The sequence below is a fragment of the Flavobacterium sp. genome (genome assembly GCF_027490375.1).
GTDB lineage: Bacteria > Bacteroidota > Bacteroidia > Flavobacteriales > Flavobacteriaceae > Flavobacterium.
This window is the reverse complement of the sequence record NZ_JAIXYH010000011.1, coordinates 21,709-37,486: the sequence shown is the minus strand read 5'-3', so window position 1 is coordinate 37,486 and position 15,778 is coordinate 21,709. Positions and strand designations below refer to the sequence as shown.

At 40.8% G+C, this 15,778-nt stretch carries 13 protein-coding genes; 10 read left to right on the top strand and 3 right to left on the bottom strand.

What is annotated here, in order from left to right:
- Positions 1–5 precede the first annotated feature (5 nt).
- The 9 genes from Q0064_RS01575 to Q0064_RS01535 all read left to right on the top strand — a co-directional run bounded on the left by Q0064_RS01575 (position 6) and on the right by Q0064_RS01535 (position 11,391).
- Entirely contained in the window at positions 6–1,463 is a 1,458-nt protein-coding gene (locus tag Q0064_RS01575) for a RagB/SusD family nutrient uptake outer membrane protein (RefSeq protein ID WP_298143271.1), read from the top strand.
- Between the two features lie 33 nt (positions 1,464–1,496).
- Positions 1,497–2,399, top strand: coding sequence for a LamG-like jellyroll fold domain-containing protein (locus Q0064_RS01570; protein ID WP_298143268.1), 903 nt, complete (start codon positions 1,497–1,499; stop codon positions 2,397–2,399).
- Between the two features lie 271 nt (positions 2,400–2,670).
- A complete protein-coding gene (locus tag Q0064_RS01565; RefSeq protein WP_298143265.1) occupies positions 2,671–4,035 on the top strand; it encodes a glucoamylase family protein in 1,365 nt (454 codons plus the stop codon).
- Complete coding sequence (locus tag Q0064_RS01560; protein WP_298143262.1) at positions 4,025–4,735, top strand: prolyl oligopeptidase family serine peptidase; 711 nt, start codon at positions 4,025–4,027, stop codon at positions 4,733–4,735. The genes Q0064_RS01565 and Q0064_RS01560 overlap by 11 nt, the downstream gene beginning before the upstream one ends.
- Before the next feature lie 2 nt (positions 4,736–4,737).
- Positions 4,738–7,017 (top strand): beta-glucosidase BglX, encoded by a 2,280-nt coding sequence (gene bglX, locus Q0064_RS01555; protein ID WP_298143333.1) that lies wholly within the window; start codon positions 4,738–4,740, stop codon positions 7,015–7,017.
- Positions 7,014–8,771: a family 43 glycosylhydrolase gene (locus Q0064_RS01550; RefSeq protein WP_298143259.1), complete on the top strand. Its 1,758-nt coding sequence runs from the start codon at positions 7,014–7,016 to the stop codon at positions 8,769–8,771. Before bglX ends, Q0064_RS01550 begins: the two co-directional genes overlap by 4 nt.
- Positions 8,772–9,147: 376 nt before the next feature.
- Complete coding sequence (locus Q0064_RS01545) at positions 9,148–9,399, top strand: DUF6364 family protein (RefSeq protein WP_298143256.1); 252 nt, start codon at positions 9,148–9,150, stop codon at positions 9,397–9,399.
- On the top strand, positions 9,400–9,819 hold the full coding sequence (locus tag Q0064_RS01540) for a PIN domain-containing protein (RefSeq protein ID WP_298143254.1): 420 nt from the start codon (positions 9,400–9,402) through the stop codon (positions 9,817–9,819).
- Positions 9,820–10,683: 864 nt separating this feature from the next.
- Positions 10,684–11,391 carry an Abi family protein gene (locus tag Q0064_RS01535; protein ID WP_298143251.1) on the top strand — a complete coding sequence of 236 codons (708 nt, stop codon included), beginning with the start codon at positions 10,684–10,686 and terminating at the stop codon, positions 11,389–11,391.
- A gap of 368 nt (positions 11,392–11,759) precedes the next feature.
- Here the strand turns inward: Q0064_RS01535 and Q0064_RS01530 are convergent, their stop codons facing one another.
- From Q0064_RS01530 to Q0064_RS01520, 3 genes are all read right to left on the bottom strand, one after another.
- Positions 11,760–12,449 (bottom strand): hypothetical protein, encoded by a 690-nt coding sequence (locus Q0064_RS01530; RefSeq protein WP_298143248.1) that lies wholly within the window; start codon positions 12,447–12,449, stop codon positions 11,760–11,762.
- A gap of 299 nt (positions 12,450–12,748) precedes the next feature.
- Complete coding sequence (locus Q0064_RS01525; protein ID WP_298143244.1) at positions 12,749–14,005, bottom strand: nucleoside permease; 1,257 nt, start codon at positions 14,003–14,005, stop codon at positions 12,749–12,751.
- Between the two features lie 322 nt (positions 14,006–14,327).
- Positions 14,328–15,170 (bottom strand): DUF2911 domain-containing protein, encoded by an 843-nt coding sequence (locus Q0064_RS01520; RefSeq protein WP_298143241.1) that lies wholly within the window; start codon positions 15,168–15,170, stop codon positions 14,328–14,330.
- Positions 15,171–15,310: 140 nt separating this feature from the next.
- Here Q0064_RS01520 and Q0064_RS01515 point away from each other — a divergent pair, with 140 nt between their 5' ends.
- On the top strand, positions 15,311–15,775 hold the full coding sequence (locus Q0064_RS01515) for an SRPBCC family protein (protein ID WP_298143238.1): 465 nt from the start codon (positions 15,311–15,313) through the stop codon (positions 15,773–15,775).
- Positions 15,776–15,778 lie beyond the last annotated feature (3 nt).

Below are 15,778 nucleotides of genomic sequence, written 5' to 3'. Positions count from 1 at the left end.
TGACTATGAAAGCTTTAAATAAAAAAATATTCGTCTTATCCGTACTAGCTTGTTTTTTGCTATCCGCTTGCGAGGACGATCTGAATGTAGAACCGAACACAGCTCAAACGGAATTTGATTTCTTAAATGATCCGAATAACGCCGTAAAATTGGTGAATGGTGTTTATAATAAGTTGTTGGATTACAATATGTACTCGTTTTCGTGGATTGGTATCGCAAGTATAACCTCCGATGATGCCGATAAAGGCTCTTCTTTATCAGATACGGGAACAGACAAACACAAAATGGACAACCTAACCTTCGATCCGACAGATATTTCCTTTAGTGATGTTTATCGAGGAAGATACGAAGGAATCTACAGAGCAAATAATGCGTTGTTCTACCTCGAGCAACTTGCGATAGATGAAAATTTAAAATCGCGTTTTATTGGCGAAGTTAAATTTCTGAGAGCCTTATTCTATTTCGATTTGGTTCGTTGTTTCGGTGGAGTTCCGCTAGTTACGGGAAAAATTGATATCAACGATGATGAAACGATCAATGAAGTAGTATTTGTCCGCAAAAGTAAAGAAGAAGTCTACGCACAAATCGAAGCCGATCTTATCGACGCTGCAACGCGATTACCGCTGAAATCTGCATATTCCAGCGCCGATTTAGGACGTGCTACCAAAGGAGCCGCACAAGCACTTTTAGCAAAAGCGTATTTATACCAACAAAAATGGCAACAATCGTACGATATGGCAGGCGAAGTTATTTCGTCTGGACAATACGGGCTTTTAACAAATTACGCTGATGTTTGGCGTGAAGTTGGAGAAAACAAAGCGGAGTCGATTTTTGAGGTACAAGCTACCCTAACTAATGGTTTACGTGATTACACAAACGTGCAAGGACCGCGAGGCACTCCCGATTTGGGTTGGGGATTCAACGCTCCTTCAGCAAACTTAGCCAACTCATTTGAGTCGGGTGATGTTCGAAGAAGTGCATCAATATTGTTCGTGCCTTCTGTGTTGTGGGACAATTTTGTTGCGCCCGCTACTTGGGCGAATCCAAGATACAATTACAAAGCGTACCAGAGTCAAATTGCAGAGCCTTGGAATGGCGATAAGGGAAATACGGCTAAGAATCACCGAATATTGAAATACAGTGATTTACTACTCATTCGCGCCGAAGCTGCATTAAACCTTGGAAATTCAAGCGAAGCACTAAGCATCGTAAACACACTTCGATTTCGTGCCGGACTAGGTGATCGAACCAGCATTACCTACGACCAACTTTTGGATGAACGCAGATGGGAAATGGCTATGGAATACGATCGTTGGTTTGATTTAGTGCGAACCGGCCGAGCCCAGCAAAAAATGGCAGCCGATGGAAAAACATTTATACCCGGCAAACATGAAGTATTTCCAATACCTAACGATCAAATCATACAAAGCGGCCAACGCTTAATCCAAAATCCGAATTATTAACAACAAAAATTAACTCTAATCAATTATTATTTTATGAAAACAAACAAATTACTTATTGGTATGCTTGCGGCAACCGGACTTGCTTTTATGGTGTCTTGTGGTGACGACACTGACTCATCTTTACCTCCAATTGGTGGATACGACAAAGCTGATGATGTAGCTGCATCTTCACTGCGCGCTTATTGGCCACTTAATGGCAATGGAAAAGAAAGCATATCGGGTACAAATCCTTCTACTACAGTAGCAGCAACCTTTGTAGCTGGTATAAAAGGACAAGGGGTATCTTTCAATGTGGGATATATGGCATACCCAGCAATTGAAGCTTTGAATTCAACCTCGGGAAGTGCAACTATCAGCTGTTGGGCTATTTTGAATAATACAAGACCAGCGCCAGACCAGCCTTCAAACATTTCACCGATCTTTTCTTTAACGAGAACGGGAGAAGTTTGGGGTAACTTGAATTTATTTGGAGAAACTCACGGACTAGTATCTTCAGATTCTATCCAAGTAAAAGGAATTTACAGAATCAAGCAAGCCGACGGAACTGAAACTGGAGGAGATGCTGTTAACATGTTAAAACAAGAGCCTTGGATGGATGCAACGCACACTTGGAATGCCAACAAAATTGGTGGACAGTGGGCACACATTGTGTACGTATTTGATGGTCCAACTGGATCAAACAGAATTTTTGTAAACGGTGTGAAAATCTCTAACTCTGCTTGGGAAGTTCGTAATAACGGCGCAGCACTTAACCTAAATCACTTCTTGCCAACTCGTCCTGTAATTGGAGCTTTAGAAACTGTTGTTAACGGATCTAATACAGATGCTTGGAACAAAGCATTAAAAGGATCTGTTGATGAAGTGCGCGTATACGATAAAGCGCTAACACAAGCTGAAATTGGTGCATTGTACGAATTAGAAAAAGCTGGACGTTAATCTTTAGAATTTTCAATTAAAAACTCCGGCAACACGTTTGCCGGAGTTTATTTAACAAAAGTTCGATTTATTAATTGAAGTTAAAAACACTATTTCATTTCAAATCATACATCGAATTGCCGAAGTTTCTCAAGTAGTATAATGTCTCATAACTGAAATTATTCACTTTCAACAAACTTGCGTCGAAATTTAGATTATCAAAACCAATAACTTCCCCGGAATCAAACTATTATCTCCTAGCGAACAATCGTTATTTATAAAGCAACCTCTTATGAAAGTATACTATTTAATACTCGCTTTAATCACAGTAAGTATTTCTTCATCATCATGTGGCGATAAGTCGACTGTAACAGCCGAAACTCCAACGCCTATTTCTGACGAAGAACTGCTAACAAAAGCACAACGCGACGCCTTTAAGTACTTTTGGGATCTTGCTGAAGTAAATTCAAAACTCGCTCGTGAACGCTTCCACACCGATGAACCGTTTGTTGATGCAAATCTGGTCACTACAGGAGGTTCGGGTTTCGGCTTGATGAATATCATCGTGGGTATTGAACGTCAATTCATCACTCGCGAACAAGCGATTGAACGACTTGAAACCGCACTTAGCTTTCTTGAAAATGCCGACCGTTACTACGGTGCTTGGCCACATTGGATGAACGGCACTAACGGAAATACCATCCCTTTTGGAGCAAACGACGATGGCGGTGATTTGGTAGAAACCGCATTTTTATGTCAGAGTTTAATCTGCTTACGCGAATACTTTAAAACAGGTAACGAACGTGAACAAGCCTTAGCTGCAAAAGCCGATGCGCTGTGGAAAGGTGTCGATTGGACTTGGTATACCAAAGGCGAACAAGCACTCTATTGGCACTGGTCGCCAAACAACGGTTGGATTATGAACTTCAAATTAGAAGGTTACAACGAGTGTTTGATAACTTACATTTTGGCAGCCTCATCGCCTACACATCCGGTTGCTCCTGAAGCGTATCATCAAGGCTGGGCTCGAAGCGGCGGCATTGTCAGTGCACAAAGCGCCTACGAGCTTCCAATCGTACTAAAACACAACGGAGCTCAAACCGTTGGACCTATGTTTTGGGCACATTATTCTTTCTTAGCGCTCGATCCACGAGGTTTAAATGACCAATATGCAAATTACTGGACGCTGACTAAAAATCATACGCAAATCATGTACAACTACTGCGTGGCGAATCAGATTGGCTGGATTGGTTACGGTGAAAATTGCTGGGGATTAACGGCGAGCTACACACGAAATCCGAACGGAACGGTGGGCTACACAGATCACAAACCTGGTAACGATCGTGGCGTCATTACACCAACAGCCGCTTTATCATCTTTCCCCTACACTCCACAAGAATCTATGAAAGCTTTGCGCTTTTTCTACGAAGATCCAAGCTGGGGACCTCGCTTAATCGGTGCCGCCGGACCGTATGATGCATTTTCTCCACACCACAACTGGGTTACACCACGCTATTTAGCCATCGATCAAGGAACTATAGCTCCGATGATCGAAAATTACAGAACCGGATTGTTGTGGAGTTTATTCATGCAAGCACCTGAAATTCGACAAGGATTGCAAAAACTTGGCTTTTCTTCAACACAGCATGCCATCTAAACCTAACATAGCATTCTTATTTTTTGCGATCGTCTGTACGTTAAACAGCAGCGGTCAAACCAAATTTGAATCTTTTGTTTGGAAATCAGACGAAGCGGTAAGCTACAACTACTATCTTAAAAAACCTGCTAGTAAAAGCGAGAACAAACCGCTTGTTGTCTACTTACACGGCTCCGGGGAACGTGGTTCGGATATTGAAAAAGTATTCATCAATAGTCCAATCGGTTATCTCGAACGCCAGTATCCCGATTGCTATATTCTTGCACCACAATGTCCGAATAATCAATACTGGAATGCCGAAGCGCTAACCAAACTCGTTGAATTCGTGCTCGCAAAAAATGCAATCAATAAGCAACAGATTTTTCTCATAGGAGTTAGTATGGGCGCTTGGGCAAGTTGGAATATACTTATCAACAATCCCGACCTTTTTACAGCAGCGGCAACCATCTCGGGTTATGTTGACCGTATTCCTATGTTGGAATTCCAAAAACTTGCAAATACGCCCATCTACATGTACCACGGCACCGACGATACCGTAGTTCCGTACTGGTATTCCGAAACGCTCTATCAAAAATTAAAACAAGTTAACTCTACTGTTAAATTACACAGCGAACCAAATGTCGGACACGGCGGTTGGGACACCCTTTTTCAAAACAACGAATTTTACTCTTGGTTATTAAATCAGAAAAAACACAAATAATGATTTCTCGTCTACTACTTTTTGCCTCACTCCTACTTCCACAACTTTTCGTTGCACAATCTAAATCTGCTGCGCCCGCAACAAAATCAGAGTTTGTGGAAAATCTGCTCAATCAAATGACCATCGACGAAAAAATTGGCCAACTTAATCTTCCAAGTGCCGGAGATATCGTAACAGGAGCAACACAAAATGCCGACATCGCATCAAAAATCAAAAACGGATTAGTAGGTGGCCTGTTCAACATAAAATCGGTTACTAAAATCAAGGAAATCCAATCGATAGCCGTACAGAAATCGAGACTTAAAATTCCGCTTTTATTCGGTATGGATGTCATTCACGGCTACGAAACCACCTTCCCAATCCCGCTCGGATTATCGGCAACTTTCAACCTAGAGGCCATTGAAAGAAGTGCACGTATTGCTGCTATCGAAGCAAGTGCCGACGGTATAAACTGGACATTCTCGCCGATGGTCGACATTTCGCGAGATCCGCGTTGGGGAAGAATTTCAGAAGGCTCAGGCGAAGACCCGTACCTGGGAAGTAAAATCGCAGCAGCAATGGTAAAAGGATATCAAGGAAGCGATTTGCGTGATCCGCGAACCATTCTCGCCTGCGTAAAACACTTTGCGCTTTACGGCGCACCCGAAGCGGGAAGAGAATACAACACGGTAGATATGAGCCGCATCCGAATGTACAACGACTATTTTCCGCCTTACAAAGCTGCAATCGACGCAGGTGTTGCAACGGTCATGGCATCTTTTAATGAAGTCGACGGCGTTCCCGCAACTGCAAACAAATGGCTAATGACCGACGTGCTACGCAAACAATGGGGATTCAACGGATTTGTAGTAACCGACTACACCGGAATCAATGAAATGACCGAACACGGAATTGGCAATTTACAAACCGTTTCAGCGCTCGCTTTAAAGGCTGGTATTCAAATGGATATGGTGGGCGAAGGCTTCATCAGTACATTAAAAAAATCACTCGAGGAAGGAAAAATCACACAAAACGATATCGACCAAGCCGTTCGGCTCATTCTAAATGCCAAATACGATTTAGGTTTATTCGAAGATCCGTACAAATACTGCAACGAAAAACGCGCTAAAACCGAGATATTCACGCCGGAGCACCGTGCTGAAGCGGTGAAAATCGCCGAGGAATCGTTTGTACTTCTAAAAAACAACAATCACGTTCTTCCACTAAACCCGAAACAACGCATCGCATTGGTAGGTCCGCTTGCAAACAACGCCGTTAACATGGCTGGAACTTGGAGTGTAGCTACCAAACAAGAACGTTCGATTACGCTCATCGACGGGCTACGCGCATTTTCTAGCACCATCACTTATGCCAAAGGCAGCAATCTCGACCACGATCCGGCCTTCGAAGAACGTGCTACTATGTTTGGTAAATCGCTTAACCGCGATAGCCGAACTGCCGAAGAACTTATCAAAGAAGCGATCGAAATCAGTAAAAACGCCGATGTTATTGTAGCAGCGCTAGGAGAATCTGCTGAAATGAGTGGCGAATCGAGCAGCAGAACTAGTTTAGAAATTCCGCTTGCTCAAAAAGAACTACTTCGCGAACTCAAAAAACTAAATAAACCAATTGTATTGGTGTTGTTTACAGGTCGCCCGCTAGTGTTAACCGAAGAGATTGAACTCGTCGACACTATACTAAACGTTTGGTTTCCAGGAAGTGAAGCCGGAACTGCCATCGCAAATACACTCTTCGGAAAATCAAATCCTTCAGGCAAACTAACAGCAACTTTTCCTCGTAATGTCGGACAAGTGCCTATTTATTACGCTGCGAAAAATACCGGTCGACCGCTAGGAAACAAAGATGGGAAATTCGAGAAATTTAAATCGAACTATCTCGATGTAAGAAACGAACCTTTGTTTCCTTTTGGTTACGGACTGTCGTACAGCACCTTCGAATATAAAAACATCAGCGCAAGCAAAACTGCTTTCAAAACAAACGAAGAGATAGAAATTCGCGTCGATGTTAAAAACAGCAGTAAAATCGATGGTTCCGAAGTGGTTCAACTGTACATTCGAGATGTCGTGGGCAGCGTTACGCGTCCTCTTCGCGAGCTTAAAGGATTCCAAAAAATTGCCCTGAAAGCCGGCGAAGCCAAAACGGTAATGTTCAAAATCAGTACCGAAGATCTTAAATTCTACAACAGTGATTTGAATTTTGTAGCCGAACCGGGCACATTCGAAGTATATGTTGGCGGCAATAGCGATGCAACGCTGAAAGTACAAATTGAGTTGTTGCCATGATAAATCGTTTAAAATACAGCCTTTTAGTTGCAGCGCTCTTCCTTTCACTGATAGGATTTGCACAAAACAGAACGTACTGCAATCCCATCAATATCGATTACGGCTACTGCCCTATTCCCGATTTTGTTAAACAAGGGAAACACCGTGCCACCGCCGATCCGGTGATCGTTCAAAACAAAGGAACCTTCTATTTGTTTTCCACCAATCAGTGGGGCTACTGGTACAGCGACGATTTATCAAATTGGACGTTTGTTTCACGGAAATTTCTGCGACCAGAACATAAAGTGTACGACGAACTTTGCGCACCCTCAGCGTCGTTCGTTAACGATACTTTGCTTGTGGTTGGATCCACACACGGAAAGGAATTTCCCATTTGGATGAGCACCAATCCGAAAAATAACGAATGGAAAGAATTGGTACACAAATCCGAAGCGGGTGCTTGGGATCCACAAATTTTCTGGGATGCCGACACCGATCAGATTTACGAGTATTTCGGTTCAAGTAATTTGTATCCCTTGTACGGCTTCAAGCTCAATCGCAAAACTTTTCAGCCCGAAGGCGAAGCAATTCCGATGATTGCCCTCAACGACGATGAACACGGTTGGGAACGCTTTGGCGAACACAACGACAACACCTTCCTTCAACCCTTTCTCGAAGGCGCGTTCATGACGAAACACAACAACAAATACTATTTGCAATACGGCGCTCCCGGAACCGAATTTTCAGGCTACGCCGACGGTGTGTACGTGGGCAATTCGCCCTTGGGTCCGTTTGAATACCAATCGCATAATCCGTTTTCGTACAAGCCCGGCGGATTTGCACGAGGAGCCGGACACGGCGCCACATTTCTAAATACAAACCAAAGTTATTGGCATACATCGACCATCGGAATTTGCACCAAAAACAACTTCGAGCGGCGCATCGGTATTTGGCCAGCTGGATTCGACCGCGACGGCGTTATGTTTTGCAATACCGCTTACGGCGATTACCCAACCTACCTGCCGAACGTGAAACAAAGCGGAGAATTTACCCGTTGGATGCTGTTGAATTACAACAAACCCGTTATCGTGAGCTCTACTTTAGGCGGATTGCAACCGAACTTCTCGGTCGACGAAGACATTAAAACCTACTGGTCGGCAAAAACCGGAAATGCTGGCGAATACCTAATTTCCGATCTGGGACAACGCGCTACCATAAACGCAATTCAAATCAACTACGCTGATCAAGATGTCGAATTTATGGGCAAATCAACCCCAAAAAACGGACATCAATACCGCTTGTATGTGTCGAACGATGGAAAAAAATGGACACTCTTGGTGGATAAATCCAACAACGAAAAAGACGTTCCGCACGAATACATTGAGTTGGAAAAATCGGCTACAGCACGTTACGTAAAACTCGAAAACGTGAAAATGCCTACCGGAACTTTCGCGATAAGCGGATTTCGTATTTTCGGCAACGGCAATCAGGCAAAACCTACTGAAGTACAAAATTTCGTTGCCTTACGCACACCGCCTAAGGTAAAAGGCGAACGCAGAAATGTATGGTTCAAATGGCAGCAAAACCCAACTGCCGACGGTTACGTAATTTATTTTGGAAAATCGGCCGATAAACTCTACGGTTCAATCATGGTGTACGGCAAGAACGAATATTACTTTAACGGCTTAGACCGCAGCGACGCGTATTACTTTGCCATCGAAGCATTTAACGACAGCGGTATCAGTGCCCGAACACAAGTTACAAAAGTGGATTAGTTATTTTTTGGGCGCATCGGCAAAACTACTTAGTGGAAATTCCGTGTGGTTTTGCCGTCCCGCTTTCGCTCATAGTCCTCGCTTCGCCCTATTGCATCTGGGCGCGCTGCGGGCTAATCCGCTCAATCGGTTGCGCAACGTGAGTGGTCAACAAGAATCATCTATGAACGTTGAAATCAATGCCCCGCCTGCAAACGTGCGTCGTTTGGATCGTGTTTATGTTTGAAAACTAAACCAGTAACCAGCAATTAAAACCGCACATTTCCAAGCAATTACGTATTTAAAAGTAAGCGCACACTTTCATGGCACGTATAAAAAAACGCTAATTTACACGTGCATTTTCACCCGTTTTTATATCTTTGAAAAAAAATAGGTTATGAACACAAAATTGACGCTCGTACTTGAAAAAGAAGTCATTCAAAAAGCAAAAGACTACGCGAAGCAAACAAACGATAGCCTGTCTAATATCATTGAGAATTATCTTAAAGCACTAACGAACGAAGACATTAAGAAAAAAACTGTTAAAGCGAGTCCGATTGTAAAATCACTGCGCGGATCTTTCAAACTACCGAAGGATTTCGACTACAAAGAAGAACTTATAAAAGCCATCGAAAAGAAACACCTGTAAATGGATAACGTACTAATTGATTCCGACGTAATTCTCGACTTCTTTTTCGACAGAGCGCCTTTTGCCGAACACGCAACTGCCATTTTTACCCTGTGTGAGAACAAGCAAATTAAAGGTTACACAACTCCTGTGATTATCAGCAATGTCTACTATTTGCTATCGAAGATTGCCAAACACGACTTGGTCATTGAAAAACTCAAGCAACTTTTGCGCATCATCGATATCGCGCAAGTTAATAAAGAGGTACTTATCGAAGCGCTTAATTCTAAATTTAAAGACTTCGAAGACGCCATTCAAAATTATACAGCAGAAAATAGCAATTCAATCAACATCATTCTAACTCGAAACATAAAGGATTACCAAAACAGCAAACTAGCGGTTTTAAGTCCGGAAATGTATTTAAAAAGCCAGGTTCGCTAGTACCTGACCCGAGCTTTACTTTGCTATAGATCAATAACCACTTTTGAATGCTGTAAAAAAACAGTTCTAAAACCCCAACACACCGTAGCTAGAATCTCAAGTAGTTTATCAATAAGCAACAGTCTTGTAATTTTCAGAAGCTAATCCGGCTGTTCGCTGTAGTCCGCAAAAAATACGGTTTGTTCAATCGGTAAGTGTTGGGCTCCTAAACCTGAGTTCGATTTAAAAATTAAAGTCAGAAAACAGATAAATAGCTGAATACAAGGCAGATTTGTTTTGGGATACTGTTGTATCACAAAAAAATCTAACGAAGTAGGCGGCTGTTTATCTGTTTAGCGGAAAAACTCTTCATTTCCATTGCTATTTAATTTCAAAATTTGAGCATATCAAGCGATCTGACAAAGATTTTTAATCGAACTCAGGTTTCTTAGTCACCCCGCGCCCACCGTTTCACAATACCGTATTTTTCTTACGGGCTGCCGCTGCCATCCGGGCTAGGAAATACGTTACTAACGTTTGGTGGAAAAATACCTATAAGTAGTTTTCTTAACACTGCGGAATCCCTTAAATTAGCAAGATATGAAAAGGCGATTTTTTTAAATTTAAATTCTTGGAGGTATGCAAGTTCGACAATTCGAAAGTTACAAGCAAGTTTGGAAAATTCAGAAGAACTCAAGAACCCAACGCAGCGAAAATCCACTACGAAACTTATCAACAAATTAGTATTACAACAACCAAAAAAAAGACCCATCATTTCTGACAGGTCTTAAATCTTTAACTTAGTTACGTTATCCGAAGACAAGAGGCTTGACTAAGCATCACATTACAAAAGTAACTATAATATATTGAACTGACAAAATAGAAATGAAATTTACAGACTTTAGACATTATTTTTCATCAGCACGAGTAAATCGTTATTTACTGGCAACAGGCAACTCTAAAAGCAAAGCAATTAAACTCTACAAAGCTAATCTTAAAACCTCACAAGCATTTCACCCATTACTTGGGGTTTTTGAAGTTATTTTACGAAACAGACTCAATGACATCTTGGCTTCTCATTTCTCAGATCCTAATTGGATCATAAATCAAAAAACAGGATTTATGTCCGACCCATCACTAAGGTTTACATATAAGCGAACAGGGCAACTAAAAACGAATGATTTTCTCAAAAGAGAAATCAATAAAGCAGAAAAGCGACTTCAAAAAACTAACACACCAATATCAAGTGGTAAAATAATTGCAGAGCAAACCTTAGGTTTTTGGACAGACTTATTTGAAGTTCATCATTATCGTTTGCTAAAAGGTAAGCCCATACAAGTATTTAACTCATTGCCTGCTGGACACGGACGAAAAGAAGTAAATGATGAATTGGATAAAGTCAGGCGTTTCAGAAACAGAATAAATCACAATGAACCAATCTGTTTTAACGGTAACAATATCGATTTTACAGAAGCAATGGAAGTTCACAAATCGATAATCAACCTATTAACTTGGATTGACCCCGAAATTATAAAACTAATTTCAGACATAGACACAGTAAAGAAGATTATCGACAAGGCAAATAAAATATAGAATACCAATTACTTAAAGCCGTCTGAAAAAGTTTGCAGCTGCGTTTCTTTGACAATCAAGTAATAGCGTAATATCTGCAAATCAACCAAAACTCGAGCAGCCAGAAGCTCAACATCTTGTAAATACAATTCCCGTATTTCGGTGTACAATAGCCAGTAAAGAGCTGCTTTTTTAATGATTTTTTTGAAGCTAATCCGGCTGTTCGCTCTAGTCCGCAAAAAATACGGCTCGTTCAATCGGTTTGCCGTTGAGCTCATTTTAAAATAAATTGGCTTTTAATGAAAAAACCGTATAGAACGCCAAATCAATTAAAACAGAAAACATAAATTTGATTTATCAACTTTTCGAATTAGGGGAAATCTATATAACTACTTCTTAATTTTCATCTTTTGCTTAATTTCATCTTTTAAAGTCAGGAGATCAACCTCAATAATGCTTAAAATTTGGGTTGTCTCGTTTATCAAACTGCTTAATTCAGATTCAACAATTCTGTAGTCTTGTGTTTCATCTAAATTGGTTTCATCTAAATTGGTTATTATTTTATTAGATAGCGAAATAATTAATGATTCTAATTCTTTTATAAATTGTTCATTCTTAGAAATAAGATGAAAATAATGGGTTTTAAAATCATTATTTAAATATTTATTTAATTCCGTCTTATCTTTATAATGTAATGGAATACGGTTTGTAATCGCATGAATAAAGTCTAAGTCCTTTTTCCCAGTGCAAGAATTTTCACTGCACAAACATTTGTCAAACAATTTCAAAAGACATTTGTTATCTTTTAAAAAAAAAGATTCGAAAATGCATCCAGAAAATAAGCTTAAAATTTGAAAAGAGATTGCGTCTTGATCCAAAGGAACCTCTTCTAAATTAATTGACGGTTTAACTTTAATGCCGCCACCCCAGCATTTTCCATTTATACAATTTCTGTGAAGAGTCAGCTGCAAGCATTCTATTTTGTAAGTTGGAAATTGGTTTGTAAAAAGTAGCTCTATTAAAAAATGCCCGAATTCATGCCACAGTATCCTTTTAAGATCATTTTGATAAACCATCATAAAGTATTAGAAATCTGATTATTTATGAAATTACAGAAATATTAATAATTACTCTCCTACAATATATCACTAGTGTTTTTTTATTAATCTGTACCATTTATACATATCTGAACAGCGTTGATTAACTGCAATTTACAATCCTGCCAGAATTTCTAAATACTTTACAAAACTTTAAGCTGTTAATAGATTCCAAACGAGAAATTTATCATTTCAACAGGACTTAGTAATGCGATTTAACCTTAACAACTAATCAATCAACCATCAATATCTAAAAGAATATGGAATAAAAACAAGCTCAATCAATGCCCACCTTGCAAACGCGTATCGTTTGGATCGTGTTTGTGTTTGAATAATAATCCAAATAAAACAGCAATAACTAAGGCGTAAGCGGCAAACGAAAGCCAGATGTTGTGCCAATCGCGAACGCCGTTGTTTGTGAAGAATGCGTCGATGAGCTTTCCGCTGATGAGGCCGCCGAAAAAGGCACCAAAGCCGTTACTCATCATCATAAACAAGCCTTGTGCCGACGAACGTATTTTAGAATCGGTTGTGGTTTCCACAAATAAAGATCCTGAAATATTAAAGAAATCGAACGCCATGCCGTACACGATACACGAAAGGATAATCATCCAGAGTCCGTCGCCCGGATTGCCGTACGCAAACAAACCAAAACGCAATACCCACGCCAATAACGAAATCATCATCACGCGTTTGATGCCAAAACGCTTCAAGAAAAACGGAATGGCCAAAATAAACAAGGTTTCGCTTACTTGAGAAATCGACATGATTAACGTTGATTTCTGAACTACAATACTGTTGGCATATTGTGGCATGTTTTTAAATTCATCGAGGAAAACATCGCCGTACATATTGGTTAATTGTAGTGCTGCACCCAAAAACATGGAAAACAAAAAGAACAACACCATTTTGTATTGCGCAAATAACTCAAGTGCGTTTAATCCGAGTTTTTCGACTATGGAAGCGCGCTCAGAAATTTGTCGTTGCGGTGTGCAAGCGGGTAAGCTAAAGCTGTACAGTCCGAGAATAATTCCGGCAATTCCCGAAATGTAAAACATGTTTTCGGAAGCTTTATTTCCCGATAAGTTGGTTAACCACATGGCAGCAATAAAACCAACTGTTCCGAACACACGAATGGGTGGAAATACTTTAACGACATCGTAATTCGCGCCTTTAAGTATGTGGTACGCCACCGAATTTGAAAGCGAAATTGTTGGCATATAACACAACATAGCGCCAAAAACAATCCAATAAAATTCGTTCGGATTTTGGGCTTGAGGCAAATACAACATAAACCCAGCACTTGCCAAATGTAACAAACCGTATAAACGTTCGCCGTTCATGTATTTATCGGCAATGATGCCCGTAAGAGCAGGCATGATAATCGATGCAATTCCCAAGGTGCCAAAAACGGCTCCAAACTGCTCGCCACTCCATTGTTTGGTACCAAACCAATAGTTTCCAATTGTTATTAACCAAGCGCCCCAGACAAAAAATTGGAGGAAACTCATTCCAATAAGCTTCGATTTCAAATCCATGAAGTTCTGTTTTGTGTAAATGCAGCGTAAAGCTAAGATTAATTTGTTATTATCAAAATTTTGGGAATACGTTTGCAAAGGCAACTGCTTTTATTGAAAACGATTGCCGCAGCCCGGATTGCAGCGAAAAACCCGCAAGACCGTACAGCCCGTTTTGCAGTGCACGGTGGCGACCGCAGGAAGCCAACTGCTGCACGTAGCAAAACGGAGCTGTACGGACGCGGATTTGTAGCGAAAAGCCGGAAATGCTGACCAAAAAACAATCGAAAAGACATAAAAAAAGTCGCCTTTTTGGGGCGACTTTCCACAGTTGTTTGTGAACTTATTTTTTACTCCACTCGTTGATGCTGTCTTTGTTCATCTTCACGTAGTCGGCATTCTTAGCAGCTTCGGCAGCAGCTAACGAGATTTTAGCTGTTTCGATAGCGCCTTTTTTATCGCCTAACTTCGCTTGAATCAACGACTTCAAACGAGAATACCAGAATGGCTTTTCTGCGCTCAATTCCAAAGCTTTGTTCACGTACGTAAGCGCTTTGGTTAAATCGCCGTTCGACTGGTAGTAATATTGTGCGGCACCAAAGAAATCGTTTGCTGTTGGACCCGACAAAACGCGCTCGATGTTAGCCATAGCCGTTTTTTGCGTAGGAACTTCGAACTTCACAGCTACTAAAGTTTTTTCCCAGCTCAATTCTAAATGTGCAAAATTGTTATCTAAGTTATTGATACTGATGGTAAAGCTTTCTACATTTCTGTTTAATTGCTCCGGTTTAGCCGTTGTACGCAAGGCAACTTTTTCTTCGCTCCACACTTCTGGAGTTCCCCAATTGTCGGTATCGGTATAGAAAACAATTTCCCACGCATCGGCTTTTGGCGTAGCGAAAATCGCGTATTTTCCTTTTTTCAAGGTTTTGCCATCGATGGTTACATCTTCGCTAAAGCTAACCATTGAATTTTGGTTGGCGCCGGTTCTCCAAAGCTTGCCAAAAGGAACAAGATCTCCGAAAATAGTTCTTCCTTTCGCACTCGGACGAGAGTATTCGATGTTTACTTCTGTTAAGCCAACTGTTTGTTGTACAGTAGCTTTCGGGCTAGCCGCAGGAGTTTTTAATTGCGCTTGTAGAAACGAAACAGTGGCAACTGCCAAGATTACTAGTATCTTTTTCATTAGTGTATGGATAAAGTTTTTCCAAAAGTACGAACCGTATTTGGGCTGAATCGTTAAGATTACCTTAAAAAACCGCATTCGTTTGTTTAATGTTTTTCGAAATCGGTTAAACAAAGTATATTTGAAAACATTTTTAAACTATGGCTTTACACATTAAAAGAGGTTCGTTGCGCCTGCCACTTTCGGTAGATCAGGCTTGGGAATTTCTTTCAAATCCGAAAAATCTCAAAATTATCACTCCAGAAGCTATGGATTTTTCGATCGTTAGCGGAGCCGAGCGTCCGATGTATCCGGGGCAAATTATCGAGTACGATGTGAGGCCGTTGCCGGGATTTAAAACGCGCTGGGTAAGCGAAATTTCTCATGTAGTCGACAAAAACTACTTCGTTGACGTGCAGTTGCAAGGTCCGTACGCATTTTGGCACCACAAACATTTTATCACTGAAATTCCGGGCGGCGTTTTGATGGAAGACATTATTCACTACCGTTTACCTTTGGGCTTTCTCGGAGATCTCCTCCACCCTATTTTAGTGAAACCCAAACTAGACGAAATCTTTGCATACCGAACAAAAAAACTAACCGAATTATTTGGAACCTTAGACTAACAA

Excerpts from the sequence above, each read along its gene's own strand:
- Q0064_RS01525 (WP_298143244.1), bottom strand. The coding sequence starts at position 14,005 with ATGGATTTGAAATCGAAGCTTATTGGAATGAGTTTCCTCCAATTTTTT.
- Q0064_RS01545 (WP_298143256.1), top strand. The coding sequence starts at position 9,148 with ATGAACACAAAATTGACGCTCGTACTTGAAAAAGAAGTCATTCAAAAA.
- Q0064_RS01520 (WP_298143241.1), bottom strand. The coding sequence starts at position 15,170 with ATGAAAAAGATACTAGTAATCTTGGCAGTTGCCACTGTTTCGTTTCTA.
- Q0064_RS01575 (WP_298143271.1), top strand. The coding sequence starts at position 6 with ATGAAAGCTTTAAATAAAAAAATATTCGTCTTATCCGTACTAGCTTGT.
- Q0064_RS01515 (WP_298143238.1), top strand. The coding sequence starts at position 15,311 with ATGGCTTTACACATTAAAAGAGGTTCGTTGCGCCTGCCACTTTCGGTA.
- Q0064_RS01565 (WP_298143265.1), top strand. The coding sequence starts at position 2,671 with ATGAAAGTATACTATTTAATACTCGCTTTAATCACAGTAAGTATTTCT.
- Q0064_RS01530 (WP_298143248.1), bottom strand. The coding sequence starts at position 12,449 with ATGATGGTTTATCAAAATGATCTTAAAAGGATACTGTGGCATGAATTC.
- Q0064_RS01535 (WP_298143251.1), top strand. The coding sequence starts at position 10,684 with ATGAAATTTACAGACTTTAGACATTATTTTTCATCAGCACGAGTAAAT.
- Q0064_RS01550 (WP_298143259.1), top strand. The coding sequence starts at position 7,014 with ATGATAAATCGTTTAAAATACAGCCTTTTAGTTGCAGCGCTCTTCCTT.
- Q0064_RS01570 (WP_298143268.1), top strand. The coding sequence starts at position 1,497 with ATGAAAACAAACAAATTACTTATTGGTATGCTTGCGGCAACCGGACTT.
- Q0064_RS01540 (WP_298143254.1), top strand. The coding sequence starts at position 9,400 with ATGGATAACGTACTAATTGATTCCGACGTAATTCTCGACTTCTTTTTC.
- Q0064_RS01560 (WP_298143262.1), top strand. The coding sequence starts at position 4,025 with ATGCCATCTAAACCTAACATAGCATTCTTATTTTTTGCGATCGTCTGT.